The organism is Rhizobium sp. 2YAF20, assembly GCF_052114685.1.
Lineage (GTDB): Bacteria > Pseudomonadota > Alphaproteobacteria > Rhizobiales > Rhizobiaceae > Rhizobium.
Map to the genome: position 1 here is coordinate 1 of NZ_JBFRFF010000069.1, position 16,912 is coordinate 16,912.

General features: G+C 56.9%; 17 protein-coding genes. 13 read left to right on the forward strand and 4 right to left on the reverse strand.

Annotated features, from left to right (window positions below; translation table 11 throughout):
* Positions 1-228, forward strand: a 228-nt coding sequence (locus AB4Z52_RS34425; protein ID WP_442222319.1) for a transposase domain-containing protein, incomplete at its 5' end; no start/stop codon positions are given.
* A 782-nt stretch (positions 229-1,010) separates the two neighbouring features.
* Here AB4Z52_RS34425 and AB4Z52_RS34430 read toward each other — a convergent pair.
* Both AB4Z52_RS34430 and AB4Z52_RS34435 read right to left on the reverse strand, forming a co-directional pair.
* Complete coding sequence (locus AB4Z52_RS34430) at positions 1,011-1,415, reverse strand: hypothetical protein (protein WP_442222320.1); 405 nt, start codon at positions 1,413-1,415, stop codon at positions 1,011-1,013.
* 2 nt (positions 1,416-1,417) lie between these two features.
* Entirely contained in the window at positions 1,418-1,756 is a 339-nt protein-coding gene (locus AB4Z52_RS34435; RefSeq protein ID WP_442222321.1) for a hypothetical protein, read from the reverse strand.
* A gap of 217 nt (positions 1,757-1,973) precedes the next feature.
* Here AB4Z52_RS34435 and AB4Z52_RS34440 point away from each other — a divergent pair, with 217 nt between their 5' ends.
* The 7 genes from AB4Z52_RS34440 (at position 1,974) to AB4Z52_RS34470 (ending at position 8,364) form a co-directional block, all read left to right on the forward strand.
* On the forward strand, positions 1,974-4,433 hold the full coding sequence (locus AB4Z52_RS34440; protein ID WP_442222322.1) for a hemagglutinin repeat-containing protein: 2,460 nt from the start codon (positions 1,974-1,976) through the stop codon (positions 4,431-4,433).
* A gap of 12 nt (positions 4,434-4,445) precedes the next feature.
* Entirely contained in the window at positions 4,446-5,105 is a 660-nt protein-coding gene (locus AB4Z52_RS34445) for an Imm52 family immunity protein (protein ID WP_442222323.1), read from the forward strand.
* Between the two features lie 138 nt (positions 5,106-5,243).
* Complete coding sequence (locus tag AB4Z52_RS34450) at positions 5,244-5,483, forward strand: hypothetical protein (protein ID WP_442222324.1); 240 nt, start codon at positions 5,244-5,246, stop codon at positions 5,481-5,483.
* Between the two features lie 70 nt (positions 5,484-5,553).
* On the forward strand, positions 5,554-6,021 hold the full coding sequence (locus tag AB4Z52_RS34455) for a hypothetical protein (RefSeq protein WP_442222325.1): 468 nt from the start codon (positions 5,554-5,556) through the stop codon (positions 6,019-6,021).
* Positions 6,022-6,398: 377 nt separating this feature from the next.
* Positions 6,399-6,650, forward strand: a complete 252-nt coding sequence (locus AB4Z52_RS34460) for an Imm63 family immunity protein (RefSeq protein ID WP_442222326.1) — start codon at positions 6,399-6,401, stop codon at positions 6,648-6,650.
* 203 nt (positions 6,651-6,853) lie between these two features.
* Entirely contained in the window at positions 6,854-7,201 is a 348-nt protein-coding gene (locus AB4Z52_RS34465) for a hypothetical protein (RefSeq protein ID WP_442222327.1), read from the forward strand.
* Between the two features lie 122 nt (positions 7,202-7,323).
* A complete protein-coding gene (locus AB4Z52_RS34470) occupies positions 7,324-8,364 on the forward strand; it encodes a DUF746 domain-containing protein (protein WP_442222328.1) in 1,041 nt (346 codons plus the stop codon).
* A 1,385-nt stretch (positions 8,365-9,749) separates the two neighbouring features.
* Here AB4Z52_RS34470 and AB4Z52_RS34475 read toward each other — a convergent pair.
* Entirely contained in the window at positions 9,750-10,133 is a 384-nt protein-coding gene (locus AB4Z52_RS34475) for a winged helix-turn-helix transcriptional regulator (protein ID WP_442222329.1), read from the reverse strand.
* A gap of 47 nt (positions 10,134-10,180) precedes the next feature.
* On the opposite strand from AB4Z52_RS34475, the gene AB4Z52_RS34480 reads away from it, so the two are divergent.
* Positions 10,181-10,990, forward strand: a complete 810-nt coding sequence (locus AB4Z52_RS34480; protein WP_442222330.1) for an SDR family NAD(P)-dependent oxidoreductase — start codon at positions 10,181-10,183, stop codon at positions 10,988-10,990.
* A gap of 303 nt (positions 10,991-11,293) precedes the next feature.
* On the opposite strand, the gene AB4Z52_RS34485 is transcribed toward AB4Z52_RS34480, so the two are convergent.
* Positions 11,294-12,169, reverse strand: a complete 876-nt coding sequence (locus tag AB4Z52_RS34485; protein WP_442222331.1) for a LysR substrate-binding domain-containing protein — start codon at positions 12,167-12,169, stop codon at positions 11,294-11,296.
* Positions 12,170-12,265: 96 nt separating this feature from the next.
* Here AB4Z52_RS34485 and AB4Z52_RS34490 point away from each other — a divergent pair, with 96 nt between their 5' ends.
* From AB4Z52_RS34490 to AB4Z52_RS34505, 4 genes are all read left to right on the forward strand, one after another.
* Positions 12,266-13,345 (forward strand): alkene reductase, encoded by a 1,080-nt coding sequence (locus AB4Z52_RS34490; RefSeq protein WP_442222332.1) that lies wholly within the window; start codon positions 12,266-12,268, stop codon positions 13,343-13,345.
* Between the two features lie 13 nt (positions 13,346-13,358).
* Positions 13,359-14,318 (forward strand): SDR family oxidoreductase, encoded by a 960-nt coding sequence (locus AB4Z52_RS34495; RefSeq protein ID WP_442222333.1) that lies wholly within the window; start codon positions 13,359-13,361, stop codon positions 14,316-14,318.
* A 110-nt stretch (positions 14,319-14,428) separates the two neighbouring features.
* Positions 14,429-15,406 carry an NADP-dependent oxidoreductase gene (locus AB4Z52_RS34500; protein ID WP_442222334.1) on the forward strand — a complete coding sequence of 326 codons (978 nt, stop codon included), beginning with the start codon at positions 14,429-14,431 and terminating at the stop codon, positions 15,404-15,406.
* Positions 15,407-15,631: 225 nt separating this feature from the next.
* Positions 15,632-15,916 (forward strand): TfoX/Sxy family protein, encoded by a 285-nt coding sequence (locus AB4Z52_RS34505; protein ID WP_442222335.1) that lies wholly within the window; start codon positions 15,632-15,634, stop codon positions 15,914-15,916.
* Positions 15,917-16,912 lie beyond the last annotated feature (996 nt).

A 16,912-nucleotide genomic window follows, 5' to 3' on the forward strand; every position in this document is an offset into this window, starting at 1 on the left:
ATCGTCGAGCGGGCTATCAGGCCCCAAGCTATCGTTCGAAAAAACTCGCTCTTCGCCGGCAGTGCTGGCGGCGGTCGGACGTGGGCCACGATCGCAACGCTCGTTCAGACCGCAAAAATGAACAATGTCGATCCGCTCGCATGGCTGACACAAACTCTCGAACGCATCGCGGCCGGATGGCCAGCCAGCGATATCGAGGCTCTCATGCCGTGGAACTTCCAAAAATAACGGCCTGGGTTCACCGCTTACCATGGAGTTGGGCAAGATCGCGACGAATGCACCTTTCCAGTCGGAAACACGAGGTGTGGCAACATAGCGAAATGGGCTTTCCGTACGCATAGCTGCCACTTTCACGGGAATGAATGTTTGGTAGTGGTCCGACGTGTAATATACCTCACCATTTTGCCCGGTCACGACCCGCTAGGCCCTACACCGTTTATCCCTGGGCGTGGAAGCAACATACTCAGTGTAGTAACCCGGAGGGATATTTCACGCTGGCTGCGATCCGGACTCGTGTCGGCTTTACGGTGCAATGTTACCGTGCCCCCAACTATCTGTTAATTGTAGAGGAATACCATTGATGGCCGGTCAATTCCTCGGGATCGAGGTAGCGTAAGAACGTGTAGGTATTTCGGGTGGATAGTGCTGCATCGTGCGATTCGTTCGGTTCACGCCATTCGGACTCGCAATCCTCGCACGTCACGAAGAGTACATCCCCGCATCTCTGAGACGCAACTAGAACTCGACCCTGGCCGCACACAGGACAGGTTTCGTTGACTACTGCATGGTTCATATAGATCATTGTTAAGGAGCCTTCGGCAGGGGCAGACCATTGCCCGGAAACGCAGTAATAATTTGACTAGTTCCGTGCACTGTAATGATGGTCACTGAATCAAGATTTTGCCGTTGCCCTGTATATCCCCCAGCGTATCCCGAGTTCGCACGTGGTACAACATAGATGTCCGTGCTACCACTAGCCATCGGCTGGATGCCGGCTTGCCGAAAAGCAGTCATTTGTTCCAGCGAACGTCCAACCCATCCGGGAAGAAGTTGCCAGTAGACCAATAGCCGCCCTTCGTCATACCAAGGTCGCGGAGATACTCGAAAACCTCGGCTGGGCTCCATTCCTTCCCGATCTCGAACGGAATGCCGTGATCACGGAGCCACATCATTTCGGTCGCCTTGGTGGCATTGTCTGGCACGGGAAGAACGAAGTAGTGACCCTTAACATCGTGTACCCCGCATGACTCGATCTGGCGAAAGACGTAACCACGGGAAGCCAGAAATTGAGCGCCGGACTCGCAGCCTCGGCAGACGTTCCAAATTTCAGCGCCAGAGCAAACCGCTACGAATAGATCGCCCGTACGAATCGCGCGAACCAATTCGGCTGACGGGGGTAACGATGCGACTTTCATTGTCAGTTCCTGTCGGCGGACTGGCGACCAAACATTGGATGGTGCCGCTCGAGCAGATAATTTACGCGAACGACTTTGTCGAAGAAGGCGGCATTCGCCTCTCGCCGCGCCTCGAACGTGTCGCGCTGTATGACGACATCGTAGATATTGCGTCCGTTGCCTGGCAACGACCACCAAAGGCAACCCACGGCTGCCAAACTCCGCTCAGGAGCGACCTCTGTGTCCCGCAGTTCGCCGATAAGCCCTTCGATGAAGCGTGCCGATCCTTCCCGCTCTACTCGAAGGGTTTGCCATATGAAAATGAGGTGCCGATCGAGTTCATCGATTGGGTTGTCTTCCATCAGTGAAGTCTCATGCGTTTCCGTGTTCCTGCGCGACATCAACCACCATTATCGTCTCCATGAGGGCTACTTTAGCCTTATCGACATTCGTCCTCTGTAAACAGCGGCCGCCAAGATATAATGTCCAACGTCCGCTTGAGCCGTTGCGACGATCCTGCCCGGCCATGAGACCAGCGACAGCTCAAAGGATGACAAGCGCTCCGGCTTCGGCCTGCAGGTGTCGGCCGGCAGCAGCGGCGCATCGATCGGCATTGGCGCTGGCCGCTTCACCGACAAGACCACCGAGAGCGCCGAGACCAACGCGGTGTCGACGATCGGCGCCGGCGGCAACATCACGCTTGCAGCCGGCAACACCTTCAACGACCAGGCAGGACAGATCGCCGCCGGCGGCGCCGTCACCATTCTCGGCACCAACGGCGTCAACATTCTCTCCGGCAACGATGTCACCAATTTCGACGAGGTCGCCACCAACTTCTTTGCCGGCGTCAGCCTCGGCGTTTCCTCCAGCATGGTCGGGGCCGGGCAGAGCATCGAGAACCTCGCCTCGAAGCTCGGCAATGTCACTGACGGCTATTCGGCCGCCAATGTCGGCTTTGCCGGCCTCAAGGCCTATGATGCGCTCAGCAGCCTGAAGGACGGCCTGGCAGCCGGTAACCTCGCATCGATCTCGCTGACGGCGGGCTTCACCTATTCGAAGACGGAAACAGAACTTTCGAGCTCGACGCCGGTGCTGCCGACGATCAGCGGCAATTCCGTCAGCATCATCTCGACCAATGGCGACTTTACCAGCCRCGGCTTGCAGGTCTCGGCCACGGCCGATGCCGCCCATGCTGCCGACCCGATGAACGGCGACGTGCTGATCTCGGCCAACACTATCGACATGGCCGGCGCCGAGGCGACGAACACGGCCTCGTCGAGCAGCCAGTCGGCCGGCGCCAGCATCGGCGTTTCGGTCGGCGTCGGCCTTGGCGGCGCAACCGGGATTACCCCGACGGCCAGCGTCTCGGCCGGCCAGTCGAAGTCGTCAAGCGCTTCGACCACGCAGGTGATGTCGACCGTCAGCGCCACCAACAACATCACCTTCGCCTCGAATGGCGATACCACCCTCAACAATACAATCTTCTCGGCGGGCACCATCGACGGCACGGTCGGCGGCAATCTCGACATCGTCTCGACGCCGAGCACCGGCACCAGCGCCAACAGCTCGCAATCGCTCGGCTTCTCCTTTACCGGGGGGACGATCGGCAGAAGTGCCGACGGCTCGCCGCTTCTGACGTCAGGCAATGCCGGCACGGCGCTCGGCGGCCTGACGCTCGGCGGCGTGCAGCCCGGCTTCGGCTCCGGCAAGGGTTCCAGCAACTGGATCGACACGCCGGCGGGGCTCTATTCCGATGGCGCCACCAACATTTATGTCGCCGGCAACACCAATCTGGCGGCCGCCGGCATCATCTCCAGTACTGGCCAGGTCAATCTGGACACCGGTACGCTGACCTGGTCGGACTTTGCCGGATCGAAAGAATACAAAGCCTACGAAGTCGACGCCAACATCGATCTGTTCAGCGGCAAGGACGCCAACGGCCAGTCGAAGAACACCTCCAGCGTCGAGGGCAAGTACCAGCTCGACGACGAACGCCAGAGCGTCAAGGCCACCGTCAACGGCAACATCACCGTCCGCAATGGCGATCAGCAGGCAGCACTCGAACAGAGCGGGGCAACCAAGCCGGTCGACCAGATCAACAAGGATCCGACCCAGCAATCGGTCATCACCAGGGACAGGCATATCGATCTCGAGCCTTATCTGTCGGCGCAGAGTCTGCAGGCGGCGGTTGCGGCGGGCCAGGCGATAGCGCAGGCGCTCGGGCAGGCCTTGGACAAGATGTTCGCAGATGGAGCGTTGGCCCAGAGCGATCGCCGCGGCGTTGCGACTGTCCTGGCGCACTGGAACGATCCGAGCATCCTCAACCAATTGGCAAGCTGCGGCGGGAGTCATGCAGAGAACGAACATAGTTTCTTCGACTGGATCATTACACCTGCACATGCGGAGGTTGAGGGCTGCACGTTTGTCTACAACGGCCTAAGCTACTACGTCAGCAAGGATGCCGCCGAAACGTGCGTCGAGGCGATAAAGAAAGCCGCCAAGGCCTATGGTGTCGAAATTGCTGATGACTCTAGTGATGATGAGGAAGACGGCAATTTCCAGAAATACAAGCAAATCGGTTCATCTCCCACCCAATCACCAGATCCCAGTCTTGATGCATATGGCCGGGAAATTGGCAGGCCGGGAAGCTATGCTACAAATACCGAAAGTGGCAGTTGGGTTTCAGTGAATGAGTCGATGTCTCGAGAAGCGGAGGCATATCAAGCGCAGATTACAGGCTCCACGGGACGAGCGTATGTGGTCAATGGCGTAAAATTCGACGGGGTTGACACCGATGGGACACTGCTAGAAGCGAAAGGACCGGGGTATGCTAAATTCGTGGATAGCGCCACTGGCGAATTTAAGGATTGGTTCAATGGCTCGACTACTCTACTGGGTCAAGCGCAACGCCTGACTATGGCGGCCGGTGACACTCCCATCGTTTGGAAAGTTGCGGAGCCGTCTGCAGCAACAGCTATTCAGAATCTACTAAGCAGTAGATTCCCAAACATCACAGTGAAGGTTGAGCTGCCAAATTAAAGGTCTTAGAAATTGGAAAGATATTTTGCTGCTGCTTACTGGCCAGCGCGCAAGGAAACCGTCGACGAGTGTACAGAGCGTACGTCTCGTTTTCTTGGAGGTCTTGCCACAATCTCGGATGCATTTTCTGGTTGGCGCCAGAAAGCCGGGAGCCGGAAAGGAGCCTTAGCTCAGAAAGTAATCGCACCCGACGCCACCGGCGATATCCGCGCTTTGCTGGAAAACGGTCGGAATAGGCGCGATATCGACCGTTCGATCATTGAGGAGCTCGGTTTTGGTATTGGACTATGGAACAGTCGTTCAGAAACGGAAGCGATGTCTCTTTCCATTCACTGCGGTCTCTACACGGCTGTTGGCGGTCTCTCAAATAGTGTCGACCTTCGTCTTCCGTACAGCTTCGACACCACATCTGGTGAAACAGTTTTGGCTCTGATGCGATCATTCGCGGAGAGCTGGGAGCCGGAGAGGGTTATTTTGACAACAAGCAATCGCAATCGGGAGGAGTTTGAAAAGGCACGAGGGAAAGGCAAGAACTGGGAGCCATTTTTGGATGTGGCGCTTTATTTGGAGGAGCCGTTGGCTCATTCTTTCCGCACCGAAGAATTGGGTTCGGTCCGTGAACTTACGTCGGGTCGGATATTCCTGAGCCGTTCTTTGTCTCACCCGCAGTGATTTATGTTCGTTGAAGGACCAAAGAATAAAAGGAGCTGTGAAGTAGACGCCAACATCGATCTTTACAACGGCAAGGACGCCGACGGCCGGTCGGAGAACATCTCAATTTGAAATCGTTTGGGACACAGTGAAAATTCGATGACCAGCGATCCTTATCAAGATGCCAAGCAGATAGCCGACGTGCTCGAAAACGTTGGCCTTAGTGAGCAGTCCAAACAAATCCGAGGCGCTCTTTCTGAGGGGGCAACGGGCACGGAAATCTACATGATTTTGCGCTGGCGGCTAATAAGGATCGAAGAGACCTCTTCAATTCCAGCGGAATTGAAATGGCGGATGGACCGCTTACATAGCTTTCTTGATCAGGTTCTCGGGTCGTAATAGGCGGCATAATTAACTCGGGGGCTATATTGTTCAAATGAGAAAGGTCGGCTTTCATGGTGGCCATTCAATGTATGAGCTTGGTCCGGCTTCAGATCTGTCGTTGTTCTTCGACTGTTTGAAAACGCACGTCGAGCAGGCCCATCCAGACAGTGCTTGGAGCTTGCTGACAGACCGCTTATATCGTCGCTACATCGCACTTGAGGATCTCGATCCCGCAATCGCTCTGATGGAGCGTGCGCGAAAGTTTCTCACACTCGTACAAGCCGCTTCAGGTGTGGAATGGGACCCCAATTTGGTTGGCAATCGAGAAAAGAGTTGGCTGAACCCCAATCAGGCAACGTTGGCTGACGTGTTCGGTGAATATTTTGAGAGCTTTGCAAAAGCATGCGCTTCGGCAAAATCTTTTGAACACGACTTTCACTTTTATAAGCCGGTGAAGACCATCATATCCGATTTGCCCGGATTTATGCGAGACGAGCGTAAATCGTTGACTGAATATGACATTTTAGACGGCAAGCCATTTTGGCTTCGCTGAGATTAAATAATCAGTCACGATCTGGTTGACGCTGGGGTGGCAACAACACTCGCAACACTTAGCGAGTGTTCTCTTTGAGGAGTAGGGACCGGATGAGGAGGACGGCCTCCGCTCCCGGTACCGCCGTGCCATATCTGTTGAAAAACGGGTTCATCAGGCCAATTGAATAGGAGATATGATTGGCAAATCTGCGCAAAGATATCGAGGCTGAGTATATTAGATATTCGCAGAAGTGGGAGGTATCTGCGAACGCTCTGCCGTTTGGTAGTACCCTGGACAATTTTGGCGGCCGGCATCTTGAGGTTTGCGAGGACGGTAAGTTAGCTTTGGTAGGTACCGATAGGGGCATGGAGACCGAACGCTGAGAAACTTATTCGATGGACGAGTTGTTTTTTTGGATTTTCGAGGCTCAAGCATATTCGAGAGCGTGGCAGTACGAGCTCGCTCATCGCCATCCAACACAAGATTCACGCCGAATTGCCTTTCCCAAAGCTATTGAGGAAATTGAGAAATTGAATCCGACATGGCGTGACCGCCTGAAGCAAGAACAAGATGAGATTCTGAGGAACCACCCCTTCTTGGATAAAACGTCGTCGTTTCTCAAATGGGGTCGAGATTCCTCGCCCTGACCTTACAAGTTGCCAGGCACGGGATCGGCCGTGCAACAGCAGGTCACCAATCAATTGGTGCAGTATGGCGTCTCTAAGGGCGTTCAGGTCAACATTTTAGTTTATCCATAGGAGTTTCAATGAGGCGAGCATCCGCCTACCTGAGAAATGGCCGCATATATACTCAGGGACATTCGCAGGCTACAACAGGGGTCTGGATCGGGATGGGACCCGTATACGTATCCGATTGCGGTTCATTGGATCAACTCGGAAACAACGTCGTTGCCGCGCTCAACCAGTCTAAAATTGGAATCCCCCACCCAGCCCAGTCCGAATGGAAAGCCCTACAAGCGCCTATGCTGACAGCTGCGGGGGTAAAATCATGGGCAAAGTTTGCAAAGAAAACCATGGCTGTCGGCATAGAATATGAGGGAGATTCGGTCTCCCTGATACCGTCGTCGAACTACGAGAACAAAGGTGGCGATACCCCATGGGAGAAAACTGTGAAAAGCGGGGTTTCAGCCGAAGAGCTCGGCCCCGCTTTGCTTAAGGCGTTTGATGCTTGTGATTGAAAAGACCATCAACGTGTTGAAGTTCAGTAACTCAAGCTATTTCATCAACCACATCGGCAACAGGAAGTGATATTCTGCCCGACGCCGCTTCGTCGCTGGAAAGCGTCCTCAAGGAGCTATGATTGTCTGTACGAAAATCGTCCGCGACTTTGCAGGATGGCAAAGTCAGGAATAACAATCACCGCAGGCAACCACCCGCGCGCTGCTTCGATCCATTGGTCCCGCGCATCGACTGCGCTCGTGGCGTTCCCGACACCGAGGATCCGGCACTGACACAGTTTCTGGAAGCGGAACTCGCGGACATTCTGTCTTTGTCGGAGACACCGCCGGCCTGCCCGAAATGTCAAAGTACCGCCACCCGCCTCACTCACCATAGCCAAACCGCCTCTGGCCGCCTGCCGGCCTTCCAGTGCTGGACCTGCAAGACGTGCTTCAGCCGCACCACCGGCACGCCGCTCTCCCAAATCAACCGCCGTGACCGGCTCCCCGGTTTCATTCGGCTCCTCTCCCAGCAGAAGTCGCTTCTGCTCGCCGGCCGCGAGCTTGGCGCCAGTGCACGGCTTGTTGCGCGCTGGACCCGAAACTTCCGCGCATGGCTCTTGACCATTGACCCGAGTGGCCATTGGGAAGCCAAAGTCAGGCTTGGTATCGCGCCGCCGCTCGATGACGCCGTTTGTCAGCAATGCAGGGCAACCGGCACGCTTATTCATCATGGCTTCGGAAACCGACGTCGCGACGATCCTACCCGGCAGCTCCGTTGCCATTCCTGCGGCAGTTTTCTACTGATTGAACCGAGAGCCCCAACGGTCACACCGCGTCCCCGGCGTCAGCGCGTTGCGCCGCTCGAACCCAAGATTCTCGCGCTCAAGGCCGCTGGGGCAAGCGTTGCCGCCATCGCCCTCGAGCTCGGCCTGCACCAGGCCACCATCCGAACCGTCATTCGCCACCATAGCGCATTAGCACGGGGAGAAGTCATGGTTCCCCGCCGCCCACCTGGCCGACGGCCACTCGAACTTGCCGACACCGTGCTTGCCGATATCCAAGCCCGCTTCACCGCCGGCGAAAGTCTCTACGCCATCGCGGCCACGCACGGGCTGTCCTATGCGACAGTTTACCGACGAGTGAAGGGAGCAGATGCAATACGAGCCAAGGCAGGGGAATAGCGCCTGACGAAGCGGCATCCACTCCGTGAAAATCGGAACCGCATTGTTGTTGATCGCGCCAGCCGCCCTTGCCGCCTTCTGCAGTGGTCCCATAATCCCCCGAGATGATCTGCTGCTTGCTGCAAACATTGCCTGTGCGGAAGGATCGACTGTACACTAAATGAAGGAGCAGTGACGCCGTACACACTGGCGGCTAGATTGTCCGCTTCAGAAAATCGTCGTTCCCAAACCAGCCTGTCCCCTCCCGGCCCCAAGACGGTTATCCATCGCAAGCGAGTCGACGCCCGCTACTGGCGCGACCATGGCCACAGAAGGATCGCGGCTGAAACAGGATCCCCAGCCAGCTTTCGCGCGGATACAGGTAGCGTATCGATCCTAGGAAATCACAGAACGGTTTGCCGCGAATTGTCTGTAACTAGCTGCAAAGGCAATGCTTTTCGCCTTGGGAATTGGGCGTCAAAGGGTGTGCAATGTAGGCCCAAAAATAGCCTGCCTGGGGAACCTGGATTCTCACATGATTTCAATGGCTTATCGAGATGGCCCTTGAAATTTCCTCTGTTTTCCATCGCGAGCGACCGTGGATGCTACCTTTGTGCCCTGGGTTTGGGCTTCAGTCAACTGGCGGGGGCTAGCGGCAATAATTTCCGCTTGTGGACTTAAGCGGGCCCTCGCCTGCTGGTCAGCTCCAGCAGCTTTCGGTTGAATTCGGAAGCAGGGCGACGGGAGCTGAATGAGCACGATGGGCCACAAAAGGTCGTCTTAAATGGTGGTTGTCGATGACCAAAATGGGGCCGTTTGCTGTCCGGCTGGTGCCGAGCGGATGATGAAGATAGCGGACCTTCAGTCAAATACTTGCAAGCGTTTTGAAAAAGCGGAAGCAGTCATTCAGCCGCTGTCTGAGCATCCCGAGAGCGGACGCTCGTTTTCATGAGGTTTTACCCCTTTCGCAACAGGCTGGGTTCGAGCCGGAATGGCTTGCGACCGCCGCTGCCGCGTGTGCGCATGCCTAACAATGTGTGCCTGGTTAACCTCGTTTCTTCAAAACCGGCTAACTGCATCGATCTTAACCATTATGTCTTTGTCTACGGTCCTGTGCTGAAGGCGATGCGCAGGGACTGCACTGGAAAGCCAGCAGCGATGCTATCTTTCGAGAAGGGTAAAGTAGCTACGACAGAAATCAATCTCGTTGAGAAGATGCTACAGTTCCGGGCTCAAAATGGGGCGAGTTCCCCGTGTGGATCACATCGTTAGGGGATAGAAGAGACCGACAGCCGTGCCGGCTGAATCGCGCCCTCTTGTCGGTCATACAGGGCGTCGCGCCTGCCTGAAAGCGGACATCGTCTTGGGCGCGGTCTCGTCCCCTGTGCGCCAGAAGCGGCCATCGGCTAGCTGGATTTTTCCAAGTAATGCCGGGAGAACTCCCTCGCCGACATGAGGACCGGCATGAGGCCGCGACCCGAATCCGTAAGCCCGTACTCGACACGCGGCGGCTGCTCGCCGAAATCTCGCCGTACCACAAGTCCATCGGTTTCCAATTCTCGGAGATGCTGCGTCAGCATTTTGTGAGAGATGTTTGGAATGTCTCGCAAAAACTGCGAAGTCCGCATCGAGGGCTCCGCAAACAATCGGAACAAGATCGGCAACTTCCACCGCCCGTTGATCATGCGGAGGACCCTGTTCACATGCGCGACCGATCCGTCCGGGCCGAGGCAGACATCTCTTTCCTCGCGTATCGCAGGCACTTTAAAGTGCGTAATTGCCTCATCCATCTTCATGTCCTCTTATCAGTTCCTGACAATAACATGGGGATGCCAAGGTGGATTTGAAGCTCGACGGAAAAGTTGCACTGGTCACGGGTAGCAGCAAGGGCATCGGCGAAGGGGTGGCCAGGGGGCTGGCGCGTGAGGGTGCCATCGTCATCGTGCACGGCCGCAACAAGATCACCACCGAAGAAGTGGCCGACGACATCGTCGCCCAGGGCGGGCGTGCTTACGCAGTCTTTGGCGACCTGACGAACGACGACGAGGTGCAACGGCTCGTCGATGATGCGCAGTCTTTCGTCAGGCCCGTCGACATTGTGGTAAACAATGCAGGCGGCTCCGGCGAGCCGGAAGACTGGACCACGACCAGTCCCGAGACCTGGGCGTCCGGTTACGACCGGAACGTCCTCGCGGCAGTAAGGGTAACCACTCGTTTGTTGCCAAGCATGCGGGTCGCCAAATGGGGGCGGATCGTCAACATCTCCAGCTTGGCTGCGTTGATGCCTCCAGCCAAAAGACCGGACTATAGTGCGGCTAAGGCAGCCATGATTGCGATGACAGCCTCACTGGCAAAGGAGGTCGCGATGGATGGGATCACGGCGAACACCGTTTCGCCTGGGACCATCCGTAGCATCAAATTGGAAGAGGGCTTCCGAAAGGTCGCTGCCGGGCAAGGCCTTGCGTTAGATGCACCGTGGACCGAAATCGAGCAGAGGGTTCTGCCGATGTTTGCCAAAGTCCCAATGGGAAGGGTCGGAACGCTTGAGGAAATCGCAGACGCCATTGCTTTCCTCGTCAGTCCGCGAGCTAGCTACATAACGGGTGCGAACCTGAGGCTTGACGGCGGGATGTGGCCGGGACTTTGACGCTGCGGGAAGGCCGCTTCGGTTCAATTTTGGAAGATGATGACCTTCTAGATCGCGCCTTCATTTCTGCCGTTCGCGCGGCCTTGGCGAATACCGAAAAGCCCTTTTGCTCTGGTCGGTGCTACGACCGAAATTGAGCCCCTTCCTTGCCGTTAGAGGCACTCGGGCACGTTCTTGGAAGCTGCCTGTCAATTCATCGCGCTAGAACGACTATCTTGGGTGTTAAGAAGGCGATGTGCGGCGATCGAGCTAGTGGCGTTACGGCTCACCTACTGCGGCTGCTCTCCATGATAGCGATCGAGGTCACATAAGTTTCGCGGATAGGAACTCTATGAAGCGCTGGGTCTTGGCCGGAATAAGTCGCGTTTCGGTGACGGCATAGATGCTGACCGCCGATCCCTGCCAGTCGGAAAGAATGCGTCGCAGACGACCTGAGACCAGGTCTTCGGCGACGATCTTCTCGGGAAGCAGGGCGATACCTTGATGGTTGACCGCGAGAGTACGGATCATCCCGACGCTATTGAGTGTGAACCGACCGTGAACGGCGGCCTCCACCTCGACCTTGCTCACCCCTTGATGCAAGGTCCAGGTCGAAACCTTCGGCATGCAGATGCATTCGTGCTCCGCCAGGTCCGCCGGTGTGGCGGGCTCGCCTGACGCTTCTATATAGCCAGGGGAAGCATAGAGGTAGCGCGAATGCCTCCCGATCAGGCGGGCGATCAGACCGGAATCTTCCAGTTTGCCGATGCGGATCGCCACATCGAACGGCTCCGTTACCAGATCGACGCGGCGCGGGGTTAAGTCGAATTCGAACGTGATGCCGGGGTAGTGCCCGGCGAAATCGGCGATGATCGGCGTGAGGTAAAGAGTGGCCAGATCGACTGGCAACGAAACGCGGAGGACGCCGCTCGGCTGCTCCAGCATTGCGCCGAGCTGTTCGTGCGCGAGCCTGGCCTCGTCGACGATCCGCCTGCTCCGGACATAGTATAGCTGACCAGCCTCGGTGAGTTCGATCTTGCGCGTCGTGCGATGCAGGAGCCTCAGACCGATTGCCTTCTCCAACTCACTGATACGGCGTGACAGCGTGGAGTTGGGAATGCCCACAGCCTCCGCCGCCTTACGGAAACTTTTGGCTCTCGCTACCTCGACGAACAGCGCCATGTCATTCAGATGGTTCAATCCATTGCCCCATTAATGAAATACTGATTTCCGCATTAACGGATTTATCCCGAAAACTGAACAGTGGATAGTGGTCTCGATAAATGGAGAACCCAAATGAATCCAATATTCACACCAGTCCATGCCAGCCGCTACTCGCTTCCCAACCGCCTTGTCATGGCACCCATGACCCGCAGCCGTGCCGCCTTCGACGGCACGCCCGGCGAACTGGCTACCGACTATTATGCCCAGCGCGCCAGCCTTGGCCTGATCGTCACCGAAGGCAGCCAGCCTTCCGATGACGGCCAGGGCTACCTAATGACGCCAGGCATTTATACGCCCGCCCACATCGCCGGCTGGCGCAAGATCACATCCGCCGTCCACGACAAGGGCGGGAAAATCTTCATCCAGCTCATGCATGCCGGGCGCATGAACCACCCTGACAACACGCCGCATCATCGCCAGGGTGTCGCACCGTCCGCGATCGCGCCAGGGACGGGCATGTTCACAATGACAGGTATGAAGGACATCCCCACGCCCCGAGCGCTGACGACCGAAGAGGTGCGCCAGACCGTCGCCGATTTCCGCAATGCGGCGCGCTCTGCGATCGAGGCGGGTGCTGACGGCATCGAGATCCACGGCGCCAACGCATATCTCGTCCAGCAGTTTTTCGCACCGAGCGCCAACACGCGCACTGACGAATATGGCGGCTCCATCGAGAACCGCGCCCGCTTTGCCATCGAGGTGGCTTCAGCGATTGCTCAGGAAATCGGTGCGGATCGCACCGCGATCCGCCTGTCCCCCGGTACGACGACATGGGGTATCGACGAAGGCGCAGAAGGGCCGGCTCTCTACCGCTACCTCGTTGGAGAACTCAACAAGCTCGGGCTTGCCTACCTACACATCATGCATCTGGGCAACGAGACACTGGTCGCTGACATCCGCCAGCTCTGGCACCAATCATTCATCCTCAACCGTCCAGGTCGTCCGCGTCACCAGATCGGCACCGACGTGGCGTCAGGGCTGGCCGATCTGGAAGCCTATGGTCAGATGGTGCTGGCCAATCCTGACTTCCTCCAGCGATTGAAGACGAATGCGGCAATGAACGTGGCAGATCCGACGACCTATTTTGGCGGCGGAGCAGACGGCTACACGGATTACCCTACGCTCATCCCCTCAGCCAATGCGAATTCATGACAAGAGGCTCGATATGACCCAATCACAGCACCCATCGACCTCTGCAATTAGTGAAGCGTCGGGCGGCGCAGACGCTGCAGCGAGATTGAAAGTCCTGGTCGTCGGCGCGACAGGGTTCCTCGGTGCAAAGATCCTGCGCAACCTCTCCCTTGACGAAACCGCGGCCGTCCTCGCCATGTCGCGTAAGGGCGCTCCCTCAGGCGGGGTCGCCGGCGTCGAATGGGCGCGCGGCGACATGATGGACCCAGCGTCGCTGGATCGCGCCTTGCAGGGCGTCGACGTCGTCGTCAGCTCGGCAAACAGCTACATGAAGGGCAGCCTCGACACAGACTTCCAGGGCAACAAGAACCTCATCGAGGCCGCAGCAAGGGCAAAGGTGAGCAGATTCGTCTTTCTCAGCATCGTGAGCTGTGAAGCGGCCCCGGCAGTGCCTCACTTCCACGCCAAGAAGGTGGCTGAGGATTTGATCAAGAAGTCCGGCGTGCCTTATGTCTTTGTCCGCGCGCCCTCGTTTCTCGACCAGAGCACGGATTATATCGCAAAGGCCGTGAAAGCAGGCAAATTCCAGGGCATCGGCGACAAGACCACAAGGTGGTCATACGTGCTGACGGATGACCTCGCCTTCAATCTTGCCAAAGCGGCGACCTATCCGGGCGCCGAAATCGCTAACCAAACGATCGATGTCGGCTGGAGCGATGGGCCGAAGAACCAGCAGGAACTGGCAGACATCATCTCCAGCGTCATCAACAAGCGTCTGAAGATCCAGATCATTCCCTGGTGGATCATTCGGGTGGCGGCGCGGCCGGTCAAACTGTTTTCCACGCTCGGGTACGATCTGATCCAAATGTTCCTGTTCTTCAGGACGGGGCTCTACGTCTCGAACATCTCCAAGCACGAGCGCTTCTTCGGACCCGCTCCGACATCCCACGACGTGATCACGCGGTGGGCACGAGATCAGCAGCTCATTCCGTAAGACCTAGGGATGGCATTTCAACAATGGCGAGACGATGCGCCAGTATACGAGAAAATGGCACGCGGTAGCGGAGTCGCCCCACGCCGTCGTCTCACCAAAAGGAGATAAGCATGACCCATTCTGCAACGCCCGAGAGGGACAATAATACTGAACCACTGGCCAAAGGTCGGGCTCTGCGGCTGCACGCCTATGGCGGCGCTGACAGCTTGAAAGTCGATACGGTTCATGCTCCCGAGCCGGGGCCGGATCAGGTCCTGGTCCAGGTCAAAGCCGCTGGCATCAACGGAATGGATTGGAAAGTCCGTGAAGGCTATCTGCGCGAAAGGTTCAATTTAGTGTTGCCCACCACCCTTGGCATCGAAATGTCGGGCGTCGTGCTCAAGGTCGGACCGAACGTCAAAGACGTGAGCGTGGGAGAAAGGGTCATGGCTGCGCTCGGTGGCCTCGGCGCCTATGCCGACCATTTGGTGATAAACGCCGAAAAGCTCATAAAGACACCTCCAAACCTGCCAGACATTGACGCGGCAGCGCTGCCGGTGGCGGCGATGACGGCATGGCAAGTCCTCCAGGTCCCTGAATTCGACCTTCAAGGAAAACGGGTGCTCATCCACGGCGCGGCCGGTGGGGTAGGCAGCTTTGCTGTTCAATTCGCCAAGGCGGAGGGGGCAGTCGTTTATGCGACAGCCTCGACGAAAAGCTCGGCCCATGTCCAAGCCCTCGGTGCCGACGAGGTGATCGATTACCAAAAGCAGAAGTTCGAGCTTATTGCACACAACATCGATCTCGTTGTCGATCTCGTCGGCGGTCCCGTCGTGGACAAGTCGTGGGCAATCCTGTCGCGCAATGGCATCCTGGTGAGTATCGCTGCAACCGACGTGGCTGCGCGCTCACCGGAAGGCCGTCGGGGCGTTTGGTTCTCGGTCAAGCCTGACACGGCTCGGCTAGCTGCCATCGCCCAACAAGTCGCCGATGGCTTCCTACGATCCGTGATCGCCGAAGTCGTTGCCTTCGAGGATCTGGCCGAGGCCATCGAGCGCAACCGTACCGGTCACGCGCCCGGAAAAACCGTTGCAGACTTCACCCGGTGATTATTCGGCACAGGGTATTTTCTACGCCAAGGCATCATCCTGACCGCTGTGTTATTGAATGCGGCAACCACTTTTAGGTCGCTTTCGCCATCCACAACATCCCCAGGCGTGAAATGGTGAGGCGTGTCCGTTTGGTAGATGAATTCAATGGCTTGATATGCGAACGCGAGGACAGATGACGAATAAAACTGATCAGGCCAAAGAAGTTGTCGAACGACTGTCAACTTGGGCAGACGTCACGACAAGGCCGCTGTTCGCTGCCATCGCTCTGTATCGTGGGGACCATGTCTTCGCCATGGTTGGAAGGGAGCGGTCTATTTCAAAGTAGACGAAAACACCCGAAAAGATTTTGACGCGGCAGGGTCGCACGCCTTGGAATATCATAGACAAGGCAAACCCCAAGCCCTCAAGTCCTACATGGAAGCACCGGCCGATGTTTTGGAAGATGACGAGACATTGGTTCAATGGGCCGAAAGGGCGTATCGCGCCGCAATAAACAGTCATCACTGACTGCGACCTCTATCGTCGACATTCCGCGCTTTGAGCGGATTTCCGCTCGAACTTGCTCTGGCTTTGTAACATCCCATGGTCGCTACGGCAGAACACCGAACGGTAGTTGTCTCCGTCAAGTCGCGAAAATAACAGTGGCTTACCCTTCCGACAATCTCGGCCTCTGGGGTTATGGGTTCACAGCCGGGTACGCTACGGTGCACGGAATTGTCACTGACGTGCCCCCTTTTCTGTCGAGCATAACGCGTCGGATTGCCGAACGGCAGGTATGGCTATTAGTCCCTTGGAAAGCTGCCGGACCGCTGTCGTGAAGAGTTTCGGGCGCCGGCTTACTGGCGCGACCATGGCCACAGAAGGATCGCGGCTGAAACAGGATCCCCAGCCAGCTTTCGCGCGGATACATGTAGCGTTTCGGTCCTAGGAAATCACAGAACGGATTGCCGCGAATCGTCGGTAACTAGCTGCAAAGACAATGCTTTTGGTCGCGAGAATTGGTGATCAAAAGGTGTGGCATGAAGGTCCAAAACTAGACTGCCTGGGGACCTTGGATTCTCACATGATTTCAAAGGCTTATGGAAATAACCTTGAAATCCCCCCTCTTTTCCCGCCGCGAGCGACCCTGGATGCCACCTTTGTGCCCTGGCTTTGGGGGCCAGTCAACAGGACGGTCTAGCGGCAATTATTTCCGCTTTCGGAACCGAAGTCGCCGTCCGGCGATCACCGGCGCATTGCCGCTCTGCGCCCCCATGCACGAACCCGCTTCGCGGGAGGGCGTGCGCGGTGAGTTTCGTATGATTATCTGAGGTTCTAGGCAGGCTGCAGGTGTTGCCTGACCATGGAGTTCCCTTCAACGAGAGGAACGTTCAATGGCCAGCTTCTCCAACGATACCCGGACCACACCGCTTCGCCAACGCATGCAAGAAGATATGCTGATGCGGGGGTTGGGATCCCACACTCAGCAGGACTACATCCGTCATGTCCGGCGCTTCGCAACGT